At 75.2% G+C, this 20,514-nt stretch carries 22 protein-coding genes; 9 read left to right on the forward strand and 13 right to left on the reverse strand.

Annotation, left to right across the window (positions count from 1 at the left end; genetic code table 11):
* Nucleotides 1–34: 34 nt before the first annotated feature.
* Both CLV37_RS21905 and lxmK read right to left on the reverse strand, forming a co-directional pair.
* On the reverse strand, nt 35–1,000 hold the full coding sequence (locus CLV37_RS21905; protein WP_106214468.1) for a T3SS effector HopA1 family protein: 966 nt from the start codon (nt 998–1,000) through the stop codon (nt 35–37).
* Nucleotides 997–2,097: a class V lanthionine synthetase subunit LxmK gene (gene lxmK / locus CLV37_RS21910; RefSeq protein WP_106214470.1), complete on the reverse strand. Its 1,101-nt coding sequence runs from the start codon at nt 2,095–2,097 to the stop codon at nt 997–999. Before lxmK ends, CLV37_RS21905 begins: the two co-directional genes overlap by 4 nt.
* Before the next feature lie 145 nt (nt 2,098–2,242).
* Here lxmK and CLV37_RS21915 point away from each other — a divergent pair, with 145 nt between their 5' ends.
* From CLV37_RS21915 to CLV37_RS21940, 6 genes are all read left to right on the forward strand, one after another.
* The gene (locus CLV37_RS21915; protein WP_170127427.1) at nt 2,243–4,390 is read left to right on the forward strand and encodes a peptidase domain-containing ABC transporter; all 2,148 of its coding nucleotides are present in this window, start codon (nt 2,243–2,245) and stop codon (nt 4,388–4,390) included.
* 59 nt (nt 4,391–4,449) lie between these two features.
* Nucleotides 4,450–5,331: an ABC transporter ATP-binding protein gene (locus CLV37_RS21920; protein ID WP_106214474.1), complete on the forward strand. Its 882-nt coding sequence runs from the start codon at nt 4,450–4,452 to the stop codon at nt 5,329–5,331.
* Nucleotides 5,328–6,584, forward strand: coding sequence for an ABC transporter permease (locus tag CLV37_RS21925; protein ID WP_106214476.1), 1,257 nt, complete (start codon nt 5,328–5,330; stop codon nt 6,582–6,584). The genes CLV37_RS21920 and CLV37_RS21925 overlap by 4 nt, the downstream gene beginning before the upstream one ends.
* Nucleotides 6,585–6,607: 23 nt before the next feature.
* Nucleotides 6,608–6,799 (forward strand): hypothetical protein, encoded by a 192-nt coding sequence (locus tag CLV37_RS21930; protein WP_106214478.1) that lies wholly within the window; start codon nt 6,608–6,610, stop codon nt 6,797–6,799.
* A 180-nt stretch (nt 6,800–6,979) separates the two neighbouring features.
* Entirely contained in the window at nt 6,980–8,128 is a 1,149-nt protein-coding gene (locus CLV37_RS21935) for an FIST signal transduction protein (protein ID WP_106214480.1), read from the forward strand.
* Entirely contained in the window at nt 8,125–9,636 is a 1,512-nt protein-coding gene (locus CLV37_RS21940; protein WP_106214482.1) for a putative bifunctional diguanylate cyclase/phosphodiesterase, read from the forward strand. Before CLV37_RS21935 ends, CLV37_RS21940 begins: the two co-directional genes overlap by 4 nt.
* A 52-nt stretch (nt 9,637–9,688) precedes the next feature.
* Here the strand turns inward: CLV37_RS21940 and CLV37_RS21945 are convergent, their stop codons facing one another.
* From CLV37_RS21945 to CLV37_RS21960, 4 genes are all read right to left on the reverse strand, one after another.
* Nucleotides 9,689–10,441: a hypothetical protein gene (locus CLV37_RS21945; protein WP_146149539.1), complete on the reverse strand. Its 753-nt coding sequence runs from the start codon at nt 10,439–10,441 to the stop codon at nt 9,689–9,691.
* Entirely contained in the window at nt 10,434–10,949 is a 516-nt protein-coding gene (locus CLV37_RS21950) for a SigE family RNA polymerase sigma factor (RefSeq protein WP_106214486.1), read from the reverse strand. The genes CLV37_RS21945 and CLV37_RS21950 overlap by 8 nt, the downstream gene beginning before the upstream one ends.
* Nucleotides 10,950–11,097: 148 nt before the next feature.
* Nucleotides 11,098–11,397, reverse strand: a complete 300-nt coding sequence (locus CLV37_RS21955) for a hypothetical protein (RefSeq protein WP_106214488.1) — start codon at nt 11,395–11,397, stop codon at nt 11,098–11,100.
* Between the two features lie 168 nt (nt 11,398–11,565).
* The gene (locus CLV37_RS21960) at nt 11,566–12,123 is read right to left on the reverse strand and encodes an alpha/beta fold hydrolase (protein ID WP_170127428.1); all 558 of its coding nucleotides are present in this window, start codon (nt 12,121–12,123) and stop codon (nt 11,566–11,568) included.
* A 183-nt stretch (nt 12,124–12,306) separates the two neighbouring features.
* Here CLV37_RS21960 and CLV37_RS21965 point away from each other — a divergent pair, with 183 nt between their 5' ends.
* The 3 genes from CLV37_RS21965 to CLV37_RS21975 all read left to right on the forward strand — a co-directional run bounded on the left by CLV37_RS21965 (nt 12,307) and on the right by CLV37_RS21975 (nt 13,707).
* Entirely contained in the window at nt 12,307–12,660 is a 354-nt protein-coding gene (locus CLV37_RS21965; protein WP_106214492.1) for a hypothetical protein, read from the forward strand.
* Between the two features lie 146 nt (nt 12,661–12,806).
* Nucleotides 12,807–13,124: a hypothetical protein gene (locus CLV37_RS21970; protein WP_106214494.1), complete on the forward strand. Its 318-nt coding sequence runs from the start codon at nt 12,807–12,809 to the stop codon at nt 13,122–13,124.
* Nucleotides 13,125–13,275: 151 nt separating this feature from the next.
* Nucleotides 13,276–13,707, forward strand: coding sequence for a DUF6924 domain-containing protein (locus CLV37_RS21975; RefSeq protein WP_106214496.1), 432 nt, complete (start codon nt 13,276–13,278; stop codon nt 13,705–13,707).
* Nucleotides 13,708–14,012: 305 nt separating this feature from the next.
* Here the strand turns inward: CLV37_RS21975 and CLV37_RS21980 are convergent, their stop codons facing one another.
* From CLV37_RS21980 to CLV37_RS22010, 7 genes are all read right to left on the reverse strand, one after another.
* On the reverse strand, nt 14,013–14,336 hold the full coding sequence (locus CLV37_RS21980; protein ID WP_106214498.1) for a helix-turn-helix domain-containing protein: 324 nt from the start codon (nt 14,334–14,336) through the stop codon (nt 14,013–14,015).
* 46 nt (nt 14,337–14,382) lie between these two features.
* A complete protein-coding gene (locus CLV37_RS21985) occupies nt 14,383–15,342 on the reverse strand; it encodes a hypothetical protein (RefSeq protein WP_106214500.1) in 960 nt (319 codons plus the stop codon).
* The gene (locus tag CLV37_RS21990) at nt 15,335–15,985 is read right to left on the reverse strand and encodes a flavoprotein (protein WP_106214502.1); all 651 of its coding nucleotides are present in this window, start codon (nt 15,983–15,985) and stop codon (nt 15,335–15,337) included. Before CLV37_RS21990 ends, CLV37_RS21985 begins: the two co-directional genes overlap by 8 nt.
* A 1-nt stretch (nt 15,986) precedes the next feature.
* Nucleotides 15,987–16,955 (reverse strand): LLM class flavin-dependent oxidoreductase, encoded by a 969-nt coding sequence (locus CLV37_RS21995; protein WP_106214504.1) that lies wholly within the window; start codon nt 16,953–16,955, stop codon nt 15,987–15,989.
* A complete protein-coding gene (locus CLV37_RS22000; RefSeq protein WP_106214506.1) occupies nt 16,952–18,274 on the reverse strand; it encodes a M16 family metallopeptidase in 1,323 nt (440 codons plus the stop codon). Before CLV37_RS22000 ends, CLV37_RS21995 begins: the two co-directional genes overlap by 4 nt.
* On the reverse strand, nt 18,271–19,572 hold the full coding sequence (locus tag CLV37_RS22005; protein WP_170127429.1) for a M16 family metallopeptidase: 1,302 nt from the start codon (nt 19,570–19,572) through the stop codon (nt 18,271–18,273). The genes CLV37_RS22000 and CLV37_RS22005 overlap by 4 nt, the downstream gene beginning before the upstream one ends.
* Nucleotides 19,573–19,718: 146 nt before the next feature.
* Nucleotides 19,719–20,468, reverse strand: coding sequence for an AfsR/SARP family transcriptional regulator (locus CLV37_RS22010; RefSeq protein ID WP_146149540.1), 750 nt, complete (start codon nt 20,466–20,468; stop codon nt 19,719–19,721).
* Nucleotides 20,469–20,514 lie beyond the last annotated feature (46 nt).

Raw genomic sequence — 20,514 nt, forward strand, 5'->3', positions numbered from 1 at the left:
CGTGGGGTCAGCGGGGTCAGGGGGGTCGGGCGGGTCACTGCAGGCCCAGCACGGGCAGCGCCGGCGAGGCGAGGTTGCGGGCGGGTTCCAGCGGATCGACGTCCGCGTCGACGCACGCCTGGGCGAGCAGGCCCGCCAGGTCGGCGTCGGCGCCCTCCAGCGCGTGCGCGACGACGGCCTCGGCCACGACGTTCGCGCGGTGCTGGCCGAAGCTGGACCCGGCGTGCGCCGGACGGCGGTCGGTCGGCTCGAACGCGCAGCCGACCGACGGGGTCAGGGCGCGGGTGAACGGGGACGTGCTCCCGCCCAGCAGCCCCGTCGCCTCGAGCTCGTGGGCCAGGGGCGCCGCGACGGGCCACCCGTCGCGGCACAGGTACACGACGAGGGCGTCGCAGCGCGGGTAGAGCGACGGGGTGGACAGGACCTTCGCGTGCCAGCCGATCTCCGGCACGGTGAGGAACCGCACGGCCCGCCGCCACACCTCCGGTGCCGCCTGCGGGTCGGCGACGTGCGCGTAGAGCCGCAGGACCGGGCCGCGCAACCGGCCGGCCCGGGGGCCGTGGGCGTACAGGAAACCCGGGGACAGCGCGGGCCGCAGACCGGGCAGGTCGACGCGCACCGACCCCTCGCGCGGTTCGCTGTTCGGGACCCGCACCCGCACCCCGTCGAGGTCGACGACGACGTCCGTCGCGCCCGGGGCGGCCGGGGCGACGACGTCCGCGCGGACGCTGCGCACCAGCGGTGGGGTGGCGGCCACCAGGGTCTGCTCGAACCGGGGGTCGCGGAAGCTGCGCAGGGCGAACTCGAGGGGTTTGTCCCGCCCGTTGTGGACGGTCTGGTAGAGGACGCCGCCGACGGTCCGGGCCAGGGCCACGGGACTGCCCTCGACGTAGCGGGTCCCGGCGACCGTGGCCGCCAGACCCCCGGGTTCCACGTCGACACCGCGGGCGGCGTCCAGCAGGCGGGGGCTGACCAGCCGGTCGGCGAGGGTGCGGGTCACGGGGTCACGTCCAGTCCGAGGGTCGAGGTGAACTCGGCGGGGGAGATCAGCAGCCCCCGGCCGATGCCGGCCGCGGCGCGGGTCACCGGCGAGAGGCGGTTGGCCTTCGCGGCGGCCGCCAGCATCCGGTCGAGCATGTGCCAGCCCGCGAAGGCCGTGGCGCGTTCGAGCAGGCCCGCGTCCTCCAGCGCCCGCGGGCGGACGTCGAGGTACCCCCGGCAGAACGCGGCGACCCGGGGCCGGCGGGCCGCGACCTCCCGGGTCCCCGTCGCGACGACCTGCGCGTGGTCGGCGGCGCGGCCCAGCGGCAGGTCGCCGGCCAGGGTCACGGGGATCGCGGCCGCGGCCAGGAACAACCACTCCCCGGCGAACGCGCCCAGGTCGCGGGCCGGGTCGCCCGCCCGCGTCTCCTCGAAGTCGGACAGGTGCAACCGGTCCCCGCTGAGCAGGAACTGGTCCAGGCGCAGGTCCCCGTGGACCGGGGTCCGGCCGGGCCCGGCGGGTTCGCGGGACCGCAGCGCGTGCAACGCGGTGACGAGCTCGGCGTCGCGCTGCAGCAGCCCCCACATCTGCAGCTCGGCCTGCGAGGCGACCGTCCAGTGCGCCAGGGACAGCGCCTCCAGCCCCTGCACGGGCGGCAACGGGTGCGGGGAGTCGTCGAAACCCCCCACGGGCAGCGAGTGCAGGACGGCGACGAGGGCGCCGGCCTCCCGGCACCGCTCGTCCGTCATCTCCTCGTCGAGCGCCAGTTCCGCGCCGGTGCGCGCGTCGGGCAGGAACTCGAACGCCGCCAGCGCCTCGGCCGGGTCGGCGCCCAGCAGCCGCGGGGTCCGCAGACCGGACCCGGCGTGCCGTTCGACGTGCAGGCTGCGTTCGAGCCGGCGGTCCCGGTCGGCGTCGAGCAGGCGCTTGACGAAGACCCGACGGCCCCGGTCGGTGCGTCCGGACCAGTTGTCGTTGCGGCCCAGGACGCTCGTGACGGAGTCCTCCTCGAACCCGCCGAGGCCCAGGCCCCGCAGCAGCCGGTCGACGGCCGGGACGGTCTCGAGCTCGGTCGACCGGTACTGGACCCGCGGGCTGGTGCTGGTCGGTGGCATGACGCTCCTTCGGTCGTTCCTCGGTGACGGCTCCGAGCGTGCTGCGCGGTCCTCGTGGGTGCGTCCACCCCGGCTCGAGCGGGACCGGCGAACCTCGGTCGCACCGCGGGAGGTCCCCGCGGTGCGGACAGGAAGGAGCCGGGCGATGGGACGGATCACCCCGGAACTGCAGGTGACCCCGCTGGAGGCGGGTCTGTGCTGCGCGGCCATGCTGTTGCACGCGGCCGGGTGCAGGGTCCCCACGTCGGCGCTGCGGGAGGAGGTCGACCTCGGTCGTTCGGGGTCGACGCTGCCGCAGCTCGCGGAACTCTTCTCGGTCCGCGGCGTCGTCGCGGAGGTCCGCCAGGTGAGCACGGCCGAGGCCCAGGGGCTCCCGGGTCCGTTCATCGCCGGCTGGGGGAACTCCTCCTACGTCGTCGTCGAACGGTTCCGGGGGTCGACCGTCGTGCTCGTCGACCCCGCCAGCGGCCGCCGCCGCGCACCGGTGGAGGAGTTCGGCGTCCAGTTCTCCGGGATGGTCCTCCTCCCGCGGCCGGCACCGGACGTGCGGTTCGCCGAACCGGAGCGCGACCCGGGGGCCCCGCGGCCGTTCCGCGCGGCGCTGCGGGCCGCCGCCGCACCCCTGGCGGGGGTGCTCCTGACGTCGGTCCTGGTGTACGCCACGGACATCGGCGCCCCGTACCTCACGCAGCGCGTCATCGACCAGGCCCTCGTGGACGGCCGGCTCGACATCGTCGGCGACACCCTGCCGTGGATCCTCGGGATCGTCGCCGCCGTCGGGCTCGGCATCCACCTGCGGTCCGTGTTCACCTCGCGCAGCGCCGTCGTCATCGGCGGCCGCAGCGCGCAGCAGGTGCTCGACCACCTCCTGGGCCTGCCCTACAAGTACTTCGACGCCCGCCAGCCCGGTGAGCTCGCCTACCGGCTCGCGGGCATCAGCGCGATCCGCGACTCCCTCTCGGACCAGTTGTTCGCGGGGTTCTTCCAGATCGGCGGGCTGCTGGTCTACCTGGGGTACCTGTTCACCCGCAGCGTCCCGCTGGCGCTCGTCGCGACGGGTTTCGTGGCGGCGATGCTCCTCGTGCTGTTCGGGTCCCGGGCGGTGTTCTACAGCGCCATCCAGAACGAGCAGTCGCAGACGGGCCGGATGCTCACCGAGCAGCTCGAGGCGATCCAGTCGATCCTCACCATCAAGACCCAGCCGGACCGCCACCAGTTCCTCACCCGCTGGCGGCGGCAGAACGCCGTCTCCCTGAGGTACCTGCGGCGCAGGATGCTGCTGCAGGGCGGGGTGAACGCCGTCACGGGCGTCCTGCAGTTCAGCGGCCCGATCGTCACCCTCGTCGTCGGCCTGGTGCTGTGGCAGCGGGGCGACATGTCGCTGGGGACCGTCTTCGGGGCGCTGGCCATCGCGTCGATGATCTTCGCCACGGCCAACGCGATCTACGGTTCCGTGGCCCTGTTCCTGGTGTGCCGCACGTACGCCCGGCGCATCGAGGACATCACGACGACCCGCTCCCAGCCCGTCGGGACGCGCTCGGTGCGACGGCTCGGCCGGCTGGGCCTGCACGGGGTCGGGTACCGCTACACGCGGCACACCCCGCCGGTGGTCCAGGACGTGGACCTGACCGTCGAGCCGGGGACCACCGTCGCCCTCGTGGGCCGCACGGGGTCGGGCAAGAGCACGCTGGCCAAGCTCGCCCTCGGGCTGTACCCGAGCACGACCGGCTCGGTGACGTTCGACGGCGTGCCGGTCGGGGACGTCGTCCCCGGTGACCTGTTCGCGCGGCTGGCGTTCGTCCCGCAGGACGTGACCCTGGAGACCGCGACGCTGCACGACAACGTGGCGCTGGGCCGTGACGTCACGCGCGCCGACGTGGAGGAGGCGTGCCGCGTCGCGTGCGTCCACGAGGACGTCCTGCGCTTCCCCGCGGGCTACGAGACGATGGTCAACAACCTGGGGGCGAACCTGTCCGGCGGGCAGCGGCAGCGGATCGCGCTGGCCCGGGCGGTCCTGGCCCGTCCGGAGTTCCTCGTCCTGGACGAGGCGACGAGCTCCCTCGACGCCGCCACCGAGCAGACCGTCGCCCGCAACCTGGCCGCGCTCGGCTGCACGACCCTCGTCATCGCCCACCGGCTCGCGTCGGTGGCCGGCGCCGACGTCGTGCACGTGCTCGACGGCGGCCGCGTGGTCCAGTCCGGCCGGCCCGACGACCTCCTGCTCGTCGACGGCCCGTTCCGCGACCTGTTCGCCCCCCGCCCGCCCGTGCGCGAGACGGTGGTGGCCTCGTGAGGGGCGGGCTCGAGCGGTCCTGGACCGGGACCCCACCACCCCCGCCCAGCATCGGGGGCATGCTCGAGATCCGAGGTCTGACACGACGGTTCGGTGACCGCACGGCCGTCGACGACATCGCCATGACGGTGCCCTCCGGTGAGCTGGTGGGTTTCGTCGGCGGCAACGGGGCGGGGAAGTCCACGACCATGCGGATGGTCATGGGCGTCCTGGAGCCCGACGCCGGGCAGATCCGCTGGAACGGGGCGCCGGTCACGCCGGCCGACCGCCGCCGGTTCGGGTACATGCCCGAGGAGCGCGGCCTGTACCCCAAGCAGCCGGTGCTGGCCCAGCTCGTCTACCTGGGCCGGCTGCAGGGTCTGGACGCCGGCCGCGCCCGCCGGTCCGCGCAGGAGCTGCTCGAACGCTTCGACCTCGCCGCCCGCGGCGGCGACAAGCTGGAGTCGCTGTCGCTGGGCAACCAGCAACGCGTCCAGATCGCGGCGGCCGTCATCGCCGACCCGCGGCTGCTGGTCCTCGACGAGCCGTTCTCGGGTCTGGACCCGACGGCCGTGGACAGCATGGCCGAGCTGCTGCAGGACCACGCCGCCCGCGGGGCAGGGGTCCTGTTCTCCTCCCACCAGCTCGACCTGGTCGAGCGGTTGTGCGACCGGCTCGTCGTCCTGCACGCGGGTCGCGTCGTCGCCGCCGGGACGGTCGAGGAGCTGCGCACGTCCGCGGGCGTGCGGCACCGGCTGCGCACCGGCTCGGACGCCTCGTGGGTCCGGGGCCTGGGCTGGTTGCAGGTCGACGACGTCCACGAGGGGTCGGCCGTCGTCCGCCTCGCCGACCCCGAGGACTCCGACCGCCTGCTGCGCGAGGCCGCCGGGCGCGGCCGCGTCTACGAGTTGTCCACCGTCGTCCCCACGCTCGCCGAAGTCTTCAGGGAGGTCGCCGCATGAGCGCCCGTGAACTGACCGCACCCGTCCGCACCCGTCCCGACGACCGCCCCACCCTGCTCGACCCGGGGCCGGCGCCGGCCCGCACGACGCCGGCGTGGCGGGTCGTGGCGGCGCGCGAGATCGCCGTGAAGCTGCGCGACCGCAACTTCCTCGTCGCCACCGGCGTCCTGCTCCTCCTGCTGATCGGCAGCCTCGTGGTCCAGGGGGTCCTCGCGGCCCGCAGCGGGCACGTCGACCTGGCCGTGACGGGCCGCGACGCGACGTCCGTCGTCCAGCGGGCCGGGTCCGCGGCGCGGGCCGCTGGGTCGTCCGTCGAGTTCTCCACCACGACCCTGCCCTCGGTCGCGGACGTCGAGCGCCAGGTCCGCGACGGTTCCGTCGACGCCGGGCTGGTCCCGACGGCCGACGGGCAGGGCTGGCGGCTGATCGGCGACACCGAGCGCAACACCGACGCGGCGCAGTGGGTCGGGACGGCCGTGGCCGCCGTCGCGCTGGACCGCGACGCCGCCGCGGCCGGCCTCGACCCCGCCGCCCTCCGGCGGGGCGCGGCCGTCGGCTACGACCTGCTGCAGCCCGACGGGGACCGCGCCCGCGCCACCGCCAAGGTCTGCGCCGTGGTGTTCGGCCTGCTGTTCTACCTCGCCGCCCTGGTGTTCGGCACCGCGCTGGCCACCAGCGTCGTGGAGGAGAAGCAGAACCGCGTCGTGGAGATCCTGGCCGCGGCCGTCCCCGTCCGCCAGCTCCTCGTCGGCAAGGTCGTGGCGGCCACGGTCCTGGCCACCGCGCAGGTCGTGCTGCTGGCGGGCCTGGGCACCGCCGGCCTGCTCGCCACCGGCAACACCGGGATGCTCGAGCTCCTCGGCGGCGGGGTCGGCTGGTTCCTGGCCTTCTTCCTCGTCGGCTTCGTGGCCCTGTCGTGCCTGTGGGCCGTGGTCGGGTCCGTCGCGACCCGCGCGGAGGACATCCAGTCCACGTCCCCGCCGGTGACGGTCCTCGTCATGGCGATCTTCTTCCTCGCCCTGTTCCTGACGGGTCTGCCGCTGAAGGTGGTCTCGTTCGTGCCCCTGCTGTCGACGACGGCGATGCCCGTGCGCGTCATCAGCGGTGACGCCTCCTGGTGGGAGGCCGCGCTGAGCCTGCTGGTCGGTCTCCTCGGGGCCGTCGGCGTCATCCGCGTCGCCGAGCGCATGTACCGCGCCTCGCTCATGCAGACCAACCGGCGCACCTCGTTCCGCGAAGCCCTCGGCCGGTGACCGCCCCCCGCCGGGAGGACCCCGTGCGCCCCCGTCCCGCCCGCCCTGCCCGCCTCGCCCGCCTCGTCCTCGGCGCCGGGGTGGTGGCCGCCCTCGGCTCGCTCGCCGCGGCCGCCCCCGCCGGTGCGGCCGTCCTGCCGCACGGCTGGCCCTGGTTCGGCGGCAGCTGCCTGCCGCTGCAGGTCTGCCCCCCGCCCTTCCCCTGGTTCGTCTGACCGTTCCCCCGACCGGCGGGGCCGGGCCGCCGCGGCGGCCCGGCCCCGCTGCGTGCGCCCGGGGCGCACCCGGGGGAGGGCCGTGCGGGGGAACGTGCCCGCGGGACGCTCAAGCGGGACCGGTGCTCCCCCGACCACGTAGAGGTTGAGCGTCGAGCCGCGGCGCACGAGGAGCGATGCATGGACGTGGTGACGACGCGCTGGAGCGCTCGCGACGGCTGGAGCACCCCCCTGCCCGGGTGGGACGGCCCGAGCACCCTGGTGCTGGTCCTGGGCGACGCCGACCTGCTCGACGACGACGCCCCCTGCGGCCCCGCCCTGCGCGAGGTGGTCCGGGCCCACCCGTCGTCGGTGGTGGTGGGCTGCTCGACCGCCGGCCAGGTGCTGGGCGCCGACCTCGCCGACGGCACGCTCACGGTGGCCGTGGTCCGCTTCCACCGTTCCCGGCTCGTCCTCGAGACGGCCGCCGTCAGCGCCGGTGCGTCCGGCGCGGTGGGGCTCGACCTGGGACGGCGCCTGCACCGCGCGGGCCCGGACCTGGCGTGGGTGCTCGTGCTGGCCGACGGCACGGAGGTCAACGGCAGTGCGCTGGCCGCGGGGCTGGCCGACGGCGCCGGGCCCGGGGTGCTGGTCTCGGGGGGTCTGGCCGGTGACGGTGACCGGTTCACCCGCACCTGGGTGCTGGTGGACGGCCGGCCCACCGGTTCCCGCGCCTGCGCGGTCGGCGTGTACGGGACGGACCTGCAGGTCGGTTCGGGGTCGCGGGGCGGCTGGTCCGTCATGGGCCCGGAGCGGAGGGTGACCCGGTCGCGGGGGACCGAGCTGTTCGAGCTGGACGGCCGACCGGCGCTGGACCTGTACCGCGACTACCTCGGTGAGCGCGCCCGCGGCCTGCCGGGCACCGCGCTGCTCTTCCCGCTGCAGGTGCGCACCCCGGCCCAGCCCGACCGCGAGCTGGTGCGGACGGTCCTGGGGACCGACGACGCCGCCCGCAGCCTGACGTTCGCGGGGGACGTGCCCGAGGGGTCCGTGGCCCAGCTCATGCGCACCACCACCGAGGACCTGCTGGACGCGGCCGGGGGAGCCGCCGCCGCGGCGTCGCTGCCGGCCGGCGGCACCGCGCTCGCCCTGGCCGTCAGCTGCGTCGGCCGGCGCCTGCTGCTGGGCCGGCGCACGGAGGACGAGCTGGACGCCGTGCTCGACGAGCTCGGCGGGGGAGCCCCGCTGGTCGGCTTCTACTCCTACGGCGAGCTGTCGCCCGCCGGCACCTCGGGGTGCGACCTGCACAACCAGACCATGACCGTGACCGTGGTGAGGGAGGGTCCGTGAGCGGGTTCCACCGGACCCTCGGCCGTCAGCTGCGCCGCGCCGGCATCGACCCCGCCGAGGCGGCGGGGCCGTGGCGGGAGCTGCTGGAGGCCGTCAGCGCCGTGTACGCCGAGGCCGACGACGAGCGCTACACGCTGGAGCGGTCGCTGGAGGTGTCGACCCGGGAGATGCGGGGCCTGCACGAGGTGCTGAGCCGGCAGGCGATGCACGACACGCTCACGGGCCTGCCCAACCGTGCCGCCCTGCTCGTCGACCTGCAGGCGCGGTTGAGCGCGGGCCGGTCCCGGCGCGGGACCGTCGCGGCCCTGTTCATCGACCTCGACGGCTTCAAGCAGGTCAACGACAGCCTCGGGCACGCGGCCGGGGACGAGCTCCTGGTCCGGGCCGCCGAGCGCATCCGCTCCTGCCTGCGCCCCGACGACCTCGTCGCCCGCCTGGGCGGGGACGAGTTCGTCGTGGTGTGCGACGTGCCCGACGAACCCGGCGAGCGGGGCGCGGTCGCGCGGATCGCCGGGCGGATCGGCGCCCAGCTCGCCACCCCGTTCCGGCTGGACACCCACGACGCCGTGGTCAGCGCGAGCATCGGCCTGGCCGAGAGCCGCGACGGCGGCACCGACGCCGAGACCCTGCTGCGCCGGGCGGACCTCGCGATGTACGACGCCAAGGTGTCGGGCAAGGCCCGGACCTCCGTCTTCGACGACGCGATGCAGTCCGACGTCGACGCCCGGCTGTCCGTGCGCAGCGCCCTGGGGGACGCCGTCCGCGGCGGGCAGCTGCGCCTGCACTACCAGCCGCTGGTGAGCCTGGCGGACGGCCGCGTGCTGGGCGCCGAGGCCCTCGTCCGCTGGCAGCGCCCGGGGCACGGGCTGCTGGCCCCCGACGCGTTCGTGCCGGTGGCCGAGGAGACCGCGCTCATCACCGAGGTCGACCGCTGGGTGGTCGGGGAGGCGGTGCGGCGCGCCGCCGGCTGGTGCCGCGCGGGAGGGAGCGTGGCCGTCAACCTCTCGCCCCGCTCGCTGGAGGGGGACGCGGTGCTGGACGCCCTCAGCAGCGCCCTGCACCGCTGGCGGGTCCCCGCCCGCTCGGTCGTCCTGGAGATCACGGAGACGGGCGTCATGAGCACCTCGGGTGCCGCCGACCGTGTCCTGGCGGGGCTGCTCGACCTCGGCGCCGTCCTGTCCGTGGACGACTTCGGCGTCGGGCACTCGTCCCTGGCGAGGCTGCGCCGGACCCGGGCGCAGGTGCTGAAGGTCGACCGGTCGCTGGTGGCCGACGTCGACCGCGACGACGCCTCGCGCTCGGTGGTGGCGGCCGTGGTCGCCATGGCGCACGCCCTGGGCATGGTGGTGGTCGCCGAGGGCGTGGAGCGCGCCGCGCAGGCCGACGTGCTGCGCGCGGTGCGCTGCGACCAGGCCCAGGGCTGGTTCTTCGGGCGCCCGGCCGAGCCCGAGGGGCTCGACCCCGTGTTCGCGCACCCCGCCGTCTCCCGCGCGGGCGCGTGGGTCTGACGCGGACCCGGCGCGTCAGGCCGGTGGGCTCCGCGGCGCGCCCGCCGCCTCCTCAGCGGGGGAGGTCCAGCTGCTGGAGGGCGGGCACGCGGACGAGGGCGGCGAGCGCGTCCTCGGTCACCGGTGACCCGACGGGGAAGGTGACGCCGGCGGGCAACGGCTCGTCGGGGTCGGCGACGGGGGTCGCCTCGGCGGTGATCAGCCGGTGGTCGGTGGTCAGCAGCTGCGCCCAGCGCCGTTCGACCGTCGACCCGCCCGCCTCGTTCGAGGACACGTACCTCGTGGAGCGCCCGGTCCCCAGCTGCGACCCGTCCTGCTGCGTGGCGACGTGGCAGTCGTGGCAGTCGAGGACGTCGGAGCCGGTCGCCTCCTGCGCGCTCGCCTGCACGGTCAGGCGCACCTCGACGGGGTCGACGTCGCCGCGGCGCACGGTGAACCAGCCGTCCTGGAGCGACCGCTCGTCGACGCTGCGCCCGGCCAGCGCGGTCGGTGTCGTGGACCAGCCCGGCAGGGTCTCGTCCACGGCCGCGTCGAGGGTCTCCGCCGCCTGACGCTGCGGTGCGATCGAGGAGGACACCGACGGGGGCTGGGCCGGAACGACGCGGGGTCCTGCCGGCGGACGCCCCGACCCCACCCACGCCACTGCCACCACGGCGACGGCCACCCCCGCTGCTGCCGCGCCGCGCACCGCGTGACGCCGCCGCCGCAGCCGTCGCCGCCCCAGCACCGTCGCCGACGCGACCAGTGCGGGGGCGCCGGACACGTCCCCCGCCGCACGGACGAGGTCCTCCCGGAGATCAGCCACGTCGATCCCTCCCCTGCACGAGCTCCGGGCGCCGGCGCAACCGGCTCAGCGCTCTGGCGTTCTGGCTCTTGACGGTGCCGATGCTCACGTCGAGCAGGTCGGCGGTCTCCTCCTCGGTGCAGCCGTCCAGGTGCCGCAGCACCACGACCGCTCGTTGTCCGGCGGGCAACGCGCGCAACGCGGCCAGCAGGTCGAGGCGGTCCACGACGTCGGTCAACGGGTGGGACGGGTCGGCTCCGACATCGTCCTCGGCGAGGTCGCGGGGCACCTCGTGCCGACGGTCGCTGCGCCGCCACCGGGAGGTGACGGCGTTGGCGAGGGCCCGACGGGCGTAGGCGTCGGGCTGGTCGACGCGGTTCCACCTCACGTAGATCCTCGCCAGCACCTCCTGGACGAGGTCCTCACCGGCGTGGTCGTCGCCGGTCAGCAGGCGCCCGATGCGCAGCAGTCGCGGGGTGGCGTCGCGCGCCCACCCGGTGAAGCGCTCCTCGCGTTCTGCGTCCCTCACGCACCGTTGACGCAGCGGGGACGTGGATGGTTGTCACGTCCGCGAACTCCTCCCGGCGAGCTGTCACGTCTCAGGACGTCGGTGACAGTTCTGCATGTGGTCAGCTGGGGCGGGTGGTTCCGTCGATGAGAGGGCGATCCTCGACGAGTCACCTCGTGCGTCGCTTCAACAGCCAGACGGACGCGACGAGCAACACCGAGCCGAGCAGGCCGAGAACGTCCCAGACGATGCGGAAGGCACTGCTCGCAGGCTGCCGACCGAGCACCTGAACGACGATGCAGGTCAGCAGCACCAGCGCCCCCGTTGCTCCGCTGACGATCCAGGTCAGCCGCGGAACCTGGCCCGATCGCGACGCATCAGCTTTCACGAGGTCACGGTGCCAGGTCTGAGCCGCAGACCCCTGGACGTCACGGTCATCCTGCGTCGTGCGCGCTGACGCCATGGCCACGACGTCACGGTCGTGTCGATCTGCGGATGTTCAGCAAGTGGTCTGGAAGGCGCGGATGAGGTCGGTGGCCGCCGGCAGGTCCTGAGGGCGGTGACCACGACCGGGGACTCGTTCGTGTCTGGCGCCCAGCCGGGCCAAGGCCTGGGCGGTCTCCTCGTACAACGGCAGTCACCCCCCGGTGATGACCAGCGTCGGGATCTCCTCGACCACGGCCGGGTCGAGGTCGACCGCCCAGGGCGCCGGCACCGTGCGCAGACGCCGCAAGGCCAGGACCTGCTCAACCGTCTTCGCCGGTGGTTGCGGGGCGCCCAACGCGGCGAAGAAGTCCTGTCCGTACGCCACGTCGTCCAGGTCGGGGTCGCCGATGCGGTCCAGGACCGGCGCCATGGCGCCGATGTGCTCCTCCACCGCCGCGCTGCCGCGGGCCAGTGCGAAGCACGCCGGCTCCAAGAGCACCAGACTGCGGACCCCTCCCCTGCAGCGCTGAGCGGCCAGCAGGGCCGCTACCGCTCCGCCGGAGTGGGCCACCACGTCGAGGTCCCCACCTGCGCGGGCCAGGACGGCCTCGACCTGGTGGTCGACGAAGTCGGCCGCAGGTGGGCCAGCCGCGGCCTCCTGCTCGCGCCAGTCCAACCAGACGGCGTCGGCGAAGTCGGGCAGGTCGCGTTGGGTGGGCCAGGCGTCGGGGCCTCCTCGACCGGCACCGTGCAAGAAGATCGCGACCACTGGCACAGCGTGCCCGTGAGCATGGCCGACGGCGACCTCGCGGTCATCCCGCGGTGCGCGCGAAGCGCACGATCATCCCGTGTTGTGCGCGCTCAACGGCTGGCCCGAGACGCCCGCACGTGCCGAAGAGCGGATGGCCCCGAGGGACTGCCGCGCGCCAGGACGCGGTGCCACAGTGTCGTCATGAGCACGGCTGCGGAATCCGTGCCCCGACCAGGCACACGGACCCGACGTGGTTCCAGCGTCCGTGTCGTAGCTCAGCCCCACTGGGTCAACGCTTGGCTGCTGAGGTCGACAGCGCGGCCGTACCTGCGTCTGGACGGCGCCGAGCACGCCCTGGCCTGGTCCCGTGCGCAGACCTTCCCCCTCGACCCGGGCCAGCACCACCTGGAAACGTTCTGGCGCTACCGCGGCACCCGGACTGCGCTGGGCACCGGCTCCTTGCAGTTGCGGATCGGCGAGGGCGAGGAGGCCGTCGTCGTGGCTCGCAACGGCCCGCTGAACCAGCAGCCGCTGCAGCCACGTCTGCAGGCGTGAGCCGCGGGCGGAGCGTCCGGTCATCCCGCAGACCAGTAGGTCGTCGATCGCCCGCGCATGCCGGGTTGAGGAAGATCCAACCTGCGCCCCTGGACGTCGTGCCACGCTGACGAGGACAGAGGTGACCGAGCAGACGGAGGCAGCAGGTGACGCGCGGCTTCATCCCCCAGCGCGACGAGAACGGCAACGAGGACTGGAGCATCATGCGGGTCGACCTCGACTTCGAGGTGCCCGACCACGTCTTGGACGACGCCCCCTCCCGGCGAGGCGACATGCCTCGCCGCTGTGCGCAGTACCCCGGCGTGGAAGGCCGCGACATCGTCGACTTCCTCCTGGACAACGGCGTCTCAGTCGGTGCTCACGATGTGACCACTGCCGGCCAGATCGCCCGGGACCTCGACTCCACCACGGTGCTGACGCTGCTGTCCTGGGTGCGCCGGGCCTCCGCAGCACGCCCCACCTGACGCGCGGTCACCCCGAAGAGCGAGGAGTCGGCGCCATGGTCAGCACACCGCGAGGCGTGGAAGGCTCCCAAGTCCAGGATCCCTCAGTCCCACCCACCACTGGCGGGTGCCGACCACGAAGCCGAGCCGGCATCGAGGCGAGGAGGTAGCAGTGCCGGCGTTGCCGTGGCCCCCGGGACCCTCATCCACCGAGATCGGCTTCCAGACGTTGCTCGTCCGCACCGACTTCTCCCGCCCCCAGCAGTGGGACACCCTGCTTCGCGCCCTCCACACCCCCAGCGAGGAGGGGTTCGTGGCGGGCTTCGCGACGATCGACGATCCTCAGTGGCGCGACGCCACACTGGAGCAGCTCACCGCCGACGCGCCGGAGCGGGCGCTGATCATCGTCGCCGACGCGGTCACGTTGTCATCCCCGGAGCTGGCGGCACTGGTGATCCACCTCGCCGGTGGCAGCGCGCAGCAGTTGCGGGTCACCCCCGCCGGCATGTGGGCGGTGGAGAACAACCTGTTCTGCTCCAACAGGGACTGGTCGGACTTCACCTTCGCGGCGGACGCCGATGGCATCTACCGCGGGCCCACCTGATCTCCCTGTCGGTGCTCCACCGCGACCGCTCGGCCACGCCGGCGACGTCACGGTCATCCCGCGTCGTGCGCGCTACCGGGGAGCGGCTGACACCGACTGAGGTCCACAACCACCACCGATCCCTTTGACACATCGCGTGTCACCGGTGTTGTGACACATCGCGTGTCACCGGTGTCCCGGTGCGTCACACTCCTCCCGGGGAGCTTTCCCCCGCGGAGTGCGACCGGTGGAGTGAGCCCGGTGAGGCGATGACGAACCGCGTCGACGGGCTGTCCCGCGCCGGGGAACCGCGACCTCGGGGGAGTTCAGGCCGAGATGCCCCGCGGCGCGGCCCGGCGTCGGCCGGCGTGCAGCAGCAGGTGCGCCTCGGCGAGCGCGATCTTCAGCTCCTCGACCTCGCGGGCCAGCTGCTTGACGCGCAGCTGCGCGAGGCTGTGCGTGGTCTCGGCGGCCGTGCGGGTCCGCAGCCCCTGCGACCCGGACTCGACGAACTGCCGGCGCCAGTTCGCGACGGCCTGGGCGGAGACGCCGGCCTCGGCGGCGGCGGCGGCGAGGGTCTTCTCGCGGGCGAGCACGCCGAGGACGACCCGGGTCTTGTCGACGTGGCTCAGAGCGGGGGGACGGGACACGGGACTCACCCTTCGTCGTCGCGCCGTGCGCGTGCACGGCGGTTCCTCACGGTCGTTGCTGGGCGTCCAGCAGGTCGGCGATCGCGCCCGGGTAGACGAGGAGGTCGTCGTCCCAGCCCACGAAGCGCGAGAAGTCGCTGCTGTGCAGCACGATCCGCAGCACCGTCGCCGCGTGCAGCAGGTCGCGGTCGACCCCGTGCGGGTACAGCGCGCGGACGGTGTGCGCGAGGTGGTCGAAGCCCACGGGGTCCAGGCCGTGCCGGCCGGCGCGGAACGAGAACTCGACGAGCTCACCCAGCAGGCACCCCAGGTCGAGCTCGGGGACACCGCGCCCGACGTCGGGTCCGGTCAGCACCTGCACCAGCGGGTCCCCCGCCTCGTCGAGGCCGACGACGACGTTCCCGGCCGAGAGCCAGCCGTGGACGGCGGCCGTGCTGCGGTCGGCGCGGAGGGCGAGGTCCGCCGCCAGCGCCCGCAGGAGGTCCCGGCGGCGGGCCCCGAGCCGGTCGAACAGGTGCTCGCGCCAGGTGTGGCCGGCGCGCGTGGTGGGCCGGCCGTCGAGCCAGTGCGCCAGCCGGTCCAGCCCCGGGGGCCGGGGCGGCAGGTCGGCGGCGGGCACGTCGCGCAGGTCGGCGTGGAGCCCGCCGAGACCGTGGACGACGTCGCGCACGGCCCGCCGGGTGAGGTCGGCGTCGGGGTCGGCCCGCACCACCGCCGCCAGCGTCGTCGCCCCCCGCACGTCCCACGCGACGTGGCGCGCCGACCACGACCCCGGCAGCGCGAACCGGGCGCCGGGACGGTCCGGCCGCAGGCGTTCCACGACGCTCCCGGGGTGCCACCAGCCGTCCGGGTGGTCCGGTCCGGGGGTCCGGGACCAGCGGACGCGGCCCGCGGGGGCCGGGGTGAGGGTCGTGGTCTGCAACCCGGTCCCGAACCGGGCCAGCACCCGCTCCTCCACCAGATCTTCCGCCACCAGTTCCCCCGTCGGTTCCCGCAGGTCACGCATCGCCGGCCACCCACTCCCGCAGTTCCTCCAGGGAGGCGATCGCCGTCGGCAGGTGGGCGACCGTCCCCACCCCCTCGTGACCGGTGGACATGCTCCGTCCCCGGACCGGGGGCAGGACGGTCACGTTCTCCCGCTCGGCCAGCTCGCTGACGTTCCGCCGGTAGGCGGGGTTGCGGAAGCCGTTGGGCGGCAGCGCGGGGCAGATGACGATGGGGGCGGTGGTGCACTGCAGGGCCAGCATCGCCGGGCTGTCGCCGAACCCCGCCGACAGCCGCGCGACGAAGTCGAACGTGGCGGGGTGCACGAGGACGGCGTCGGGCCACAGGGCCAGGTCGACGTGCAGGGCCGACTCGGGCTGCTCGGGCCACTCGTCGACCATCCCCTCGGCGTCGCCGGCGGCGACGGCCAGGCTGGTCCGCGTGGTGAACCTCGTCGCCGACCGGGTCACGACGTACCGGACCGCCAGGTCGGGGTAGCTCGTCCGCAGCCACTGCAGCCACATCGGCACGAACATCGCCTGCAGGCCGCCGGAGGCCACGTAGAGCAGCCGGTGGGCGCCCAGCCGCGGGGGCGACTGGCCGGCGGCCGTGGTCTCCGTGGTGGTCCCGGTGGAGGTCCCGGTCCGGGTCTCGGTGGTGCTCACCTCAGGCCTCCCCGTGCGCGTCGAGGATCTCGGACAGGTCCCGGGCCGCGGCTCCCGGACCCTGGGTCATGTAGGTGCCGCAGACGTTCACGACGACCTCGTCGGCGCCGTGCCGGTGCAGGTCGCCGATCCGCCCGGCGATCTGCGCGGGGGTCCCCGCGGCGATCACCCCGGTCTCGACGAGCCGGGCCGCGCGGGCGCGCGACCCCGGTTCGTCGAAGTGGATCCCGCTGCGCGCCAGCATGTCCACGTAGTGGGCGGCCTGGACGTGCTGCTCGCACGAGGCGGTGGCCGCGGCGAGGACGTCGCGTCCGGGGCGGGCGACGACGGCCTGCAGGACCGTCGCCACCCGCGGACGGTCGCGTCCGGCGCGCGCGGCGCCCGCGGCCAGGCGGGGCACCACGGTGCCGGAGAGGTGCTCCGGCGGGGTCAGCCAGGTGACGGCCCACTCGACGCTCTCCCCGGCGAGTTCAGCCATCCGGCCCCGCAGCACCCCGAGGCCGAGGTGCACGGGCGGGGCGGGGAACTGCGGCAGCCGCAGCCCGTCGGCGGGGAACTCCCCGTCGAGCCGCGTGACGGGTTTCCCGTCGAGCAGGTCGCGCACCGTCGTGACGTACTCGCGGGTCGCGGCCAGGGGGCTGCGGTACGGCGCCCCGCGCACGCCCCGCTGGAACCCGGTCGCGCCGGGTCCGAACGCGGCCACGTACGGGCGCTCGGACAGGACCGCGACGGAGCGCGCGGCCAGGGCGGCCGCCAGCGGGTGGCGCAGCGGGGCCAGCGCGACGGCCGAGCCGAACTGCAGCCCGTGACCGGCACCGGCCAGCGCCGCGAACAGGGCGTGGGTCTCCACGCCGAACGACTGCCCGCACCACAGCCGCTGCGTGCGGGTCGCGGCGGCCAGCCGGGCGTACGGCAGCGTCTGCCCCAGCCCGGTGTGCTGGACGGGCAGGACGACGGACACGTCGTTCACGCGAGGACCTCCTGCTGGTGCTGGTGCTGGTGCTGGTGCTGGTGCTGGTGCGGGTGGACGGCGTGGCCGACGGCCACCGACCACGACCGGTCGGGGTGCCAGCGCGCCGCGACCGCCCGCAGGTCCTCGACGGTCAGGGCCGACAGCCGCTGCGGCAGGGTGGCGATGGCGTCGAGGCCGAGCCCCGTCGTCAGGTACGACAGCAGGCACGCCGCCCGCCCGGACTGCGAGGCGAGGGTCGTGGCGTACCGGCCGCCGGTGTAGGCCAGCGCGGCGCGCAGCTCCTCGGGGCGGGGGCCGTGCTCGGCGTAGCGGGCCAGGAGCCCGCCGATCCGGTCGTGCGCCTCGCCGACGCGGGTGCTCGTGACGTCGGCCTCGACGAGCAGGACCGAGCGGTCGCCGTGCTCGTGCAGGAACGCCGCCGTCCGGTACGCCAGCCCGAGCTCCTCGCGCACGACCACGTTGAGCCGGGAGGAGAAGTTCCCGCCCAGGACCAGCGCGGCGACGGGCGCGGCCGGGTCCTCGGGCCCGGGGGCCGGGGCCGCCCACCGCAGGTGGGTCGCCGAGCGTCCCGCGACCTCCCGGTCCAGGTGCCCGGTCGGGCGCACGACGGGGACGGCGGGCACGGGTGCGGGGACGGCGGGGTCCCGCTCGTCGGCCCACCCCGACAGCGCACCCGCGAACGCGTCGAGGGTCGCCTCCTCGTGCAGGTCGCCGACGACGACCACGTGGGCCCCCCGCGGGCCCGTCCGCCCGGCCCGCACCGCGGCGGGGTCGGGGACGGCACCGGCGAACGCCGCCGGGGGCGCGGCGGGGAACAGCGCCACCGGCACCTCCTCGTACACGCGGCGCCACAGCGTCGCCAGGCTCCCCGCGGCCGGTTGCGACTGCACCAGCGCGCTGAAGGTGCGGCACGCCGCGAGCGCCGCGGGCCGGGGGTCCCCGGCCCACGGCCGGGTCAGGAGCGCGCCGAGCGTCGCGGCCACCACGTCCAGGTCCTCCCGGTGGGCGCTGACGGTGAGCACGAGCAGCCGGCGGCGGCGGGTCACCGACACCGTCCCGCCCCGTTCCTCCAGCCGGTGCGCCGCCGGGTGCTCCACCAGCGCCGCCGCGAGCAGTTCCACCGCGGCCAGGTCGGCCAGCGCGGCCGGCCCCTCCCCGAGCGCGGCGACGTCGAGGGGGACGGCGAGGTGCGCGTGCACCAGCGGTGTCGTCGCCAGCCGCGAGACGACGAGGTGGACGCCGTTGCCCAGCGTGCGCTCGGCCACCCGCGGCGCCGGGACGGCCGCCCCGGGGCGCCGCAGCCGGTCCGCGCTCACCGCGCACCCCCGGCGTGCAGCACGACCGTCCCGGGGCGTTCGCGCAGCAGCCGCTGCGCCGCGGCCCGGACGTCGGCCGCGGTGACCGCCCGCACCTGGGCGGCGAACCGCTGCGGCAGGCCGGGTTCGTCGAACAGCAGGGCCGAGCGCGTCGTGTCCCGCACGAGCTGGGTGGGGGAGTCCGCGCGGCGGGCCAGGTCGAACGTGGCGGTCCGGACCGCCCGGACGGCGTCGGCCGGCCCGAAGGTCCGCGCGACGCGGTCCAGGACGTCGTCGACGGTCCCGCGGGCCAGGTCGCGGTCGCCCTCGCGGTGGTGCACGACCAGGACGAACGTCTCGGGGGTGGTCGCCATCAGCGGCCCGAACAACCCGATCGAGGTGTCCGCGGCCGCCCCGGACCCGCGCAGGGCCGCGCGCAGCAGCGAGTGCTGCCCCCGGGTGAGGACGGCGCTCAGGACGGTGGCGGCGGCGTAGGCCGGCAGGTCCCGGTCGGGACCGGCCAGCGGCCAGCCGAGGGCGAACGCGGGCCGGGGGGCCAGCGCGTCGACGTGCTCCACCGTCCGGCCCGCCGACCCGCCCGGTGCGTCCGGCACGGCGCGCAGGTGGGCCCGTTCCCGGGCGGGCACGGTGTCGAAGACCTCGCGGACCAGTGTCAGCACCTCGTTCGGGTCGTGGTCGACGCACACCCCGACGGCGGCGTTGGCGGGGGCGTACGACCCCTCGTGGAAGTCCGCGCACTCCTGCAGGGACACCGCGTGCAGGTCCTCGGGACTGCCGAAGCCGTCGTGCGCGTCGGCCCACCGCGGGTGGACCGCGGACGGCAGCACCGTCCAGGGGAACCCCCCGTAGGGTTTCCCGTGGACCTGCAGGTTGATCTCCTCCAGGACGACGTCGCGCTGCACCCGCAGGTTCTCCGGGACGAGGTCCAGACCCGCCATGCGGTCCGCCTCCAGTTCCAGGACCCGGTGCAGCAGCGAGGCCGGGGCGTTCTGGTGGTAGTCGGCGACGTCCGTGAACGTGTTGCCGTTCACCTCCCCGCCGTGCCCCTGGACCTCGGCGAAGTGCGCGCCCCGCGACACGTTCGCCGACCCCTGGAACATGAGGTGCTCGAACAGGTGGGCCAGTCCCGAACGCCCCCGGGGTTCCTCGCGGAAACCCGCCCGGTAGTTCACCGCCACGGCGCAGCCGGTCGTCCCCGGTGTCCGTTCGACGACGACCAGCAGGCCGTTGCCCAGCCGCGTCGTCAGCCGGTGGCCCGTCGCGGTGACGGCCCCGGCACGTTCGAGGGTTCCCTGCACGTCCGTCCTCCTCGGTCGGTGGTCCCCGGTCGGTCGATCCCCCGGTCCGGTCCCGAGGCTAGGAACGGCCCGTCGAGCACCGCTGGTCCCCGGATCGAGCCCCGGGTCGAGCCCCGGACCCGACGTCGCGGAGACCGGGTCGGGGCTCAGGCGTTGAGCAGTTCCGCGTGCAGGCGCCGCGACTCCGCCGACGGGCGCAACCCCAGTTCGGTGTCCAGCAGGGTCCGCATGGCCTGGTACGCCTGCAGGGCCTCGCTGCGCCGCCCCGACTTGCCCAGCGCCTGCACCAGCCGCCCGTGCAGCCACTCGTCGAACGGGTGCTCGGCCACCAGCAGCCGCAGTTCCCCGATCAGCTCGCGGTGCCGGCCCAGGAGCATGTCCGACTCGATGCGCACCTCCACGGCGTGCGCGCGCACCTCGGCCAGCTCCAGGGCGTGCGCCTGCAGCAGCGGCCCGTGGTCCAGGCCCTCGTACGGCGCTCCCGGGCACAGCAGCTCGGCCTGCCGCAGCGCGGTGCTGGCCTCCCGGTAGCGGCCCGCGCCGAACGCGGCCCGCCCCCGGGCCACGGCGTCCCGGAACGTGCGCTCGTCGAGGGCCAGGGGGTCGACGGACAGGCAGTACCCGTTCTGGTGGGTGCTCAGGTCCTCCGCCGCCCGGTCGCTGACCCGGGCCAGGATCCGGCGCAGCTGGTAGACGTACGTCTGGGTCGTGGTGGCCGCGCTCGCGGGCGGACGGTCGTCCCACACCTCGCGCACGATGGTGTCGGCGGGCACGACGCGCCCGGCCCGGGCGAGCAGCAGGGCCAGCACCTGGCGCACCTTGGGGGCGCTCGGGGCGACGTCCACCCCGTCGACGCGCAGTTCCAGTCCGCCGAGCACGCGGTATTCGATGGTCACGGGAGTCCTCCTGGGTCGGCTGGGGCCCCGCGTCGGTGGTCGGAGG

This window comes from Kineococcus rhizosphaerae (assembly GCF_003002055.1).
GTDB lineage: Bacteria > Actinomycetota > Actinomycetes > Actinomycetales > Kineococcaceae > Kineococcus > Kineococcus rhizosphaerae.

Coding starts and splice junctions, on each gene's coding strand:
- lxmK (WP_106214470.1), bottom strand. CDS start 2,097: ATGCCACCGACCAGCACCAGCCCGCGGGTCCAGTACCGGTCGACCGAG.
- CLV37_RS21915 (WP_170127427.1), top strand. CDS start 2,243: ATGGGACGGATCACCCCGGAACTGCAGGTGACCCCGCTGGAGGCGGGT.
- CLV37_RS21920 (WP_106214474.1), top strand. CDS start 4,450: ATGCTCGAGATCCGAGGTCTGACACGACGGTTCGGTGACCGCACGGCC.
- CLV37_RS21925 (WP_106214476.1), top strand. CDS start 5,328: ATGAGCGCCCGTGAACTGACCGCACCCGTCCGCACCCGTCCCGACGAC.
- CLV37_RS21935 (WP_106214480.1), top strand. CDS start 6,980: ATGGACGTGGTGACGACGCGCTGGAGCGCTCGCGACGGCTGGAGCACC.
- CLV37_RS21965 (WP_106214492.1), top strand. CDS start 12,307: ATGAGCACGGCTGCGGAATCCGTGCCCCGACCAGGCACACGGACCCGA.
- CLV37_RS21985 (WP_106214500.1), bottom strand. CDS start 15,342: ATGCGTGACCTGCGGGAACCGACGGGGGAACTGGTGGCGGAAGATCTG.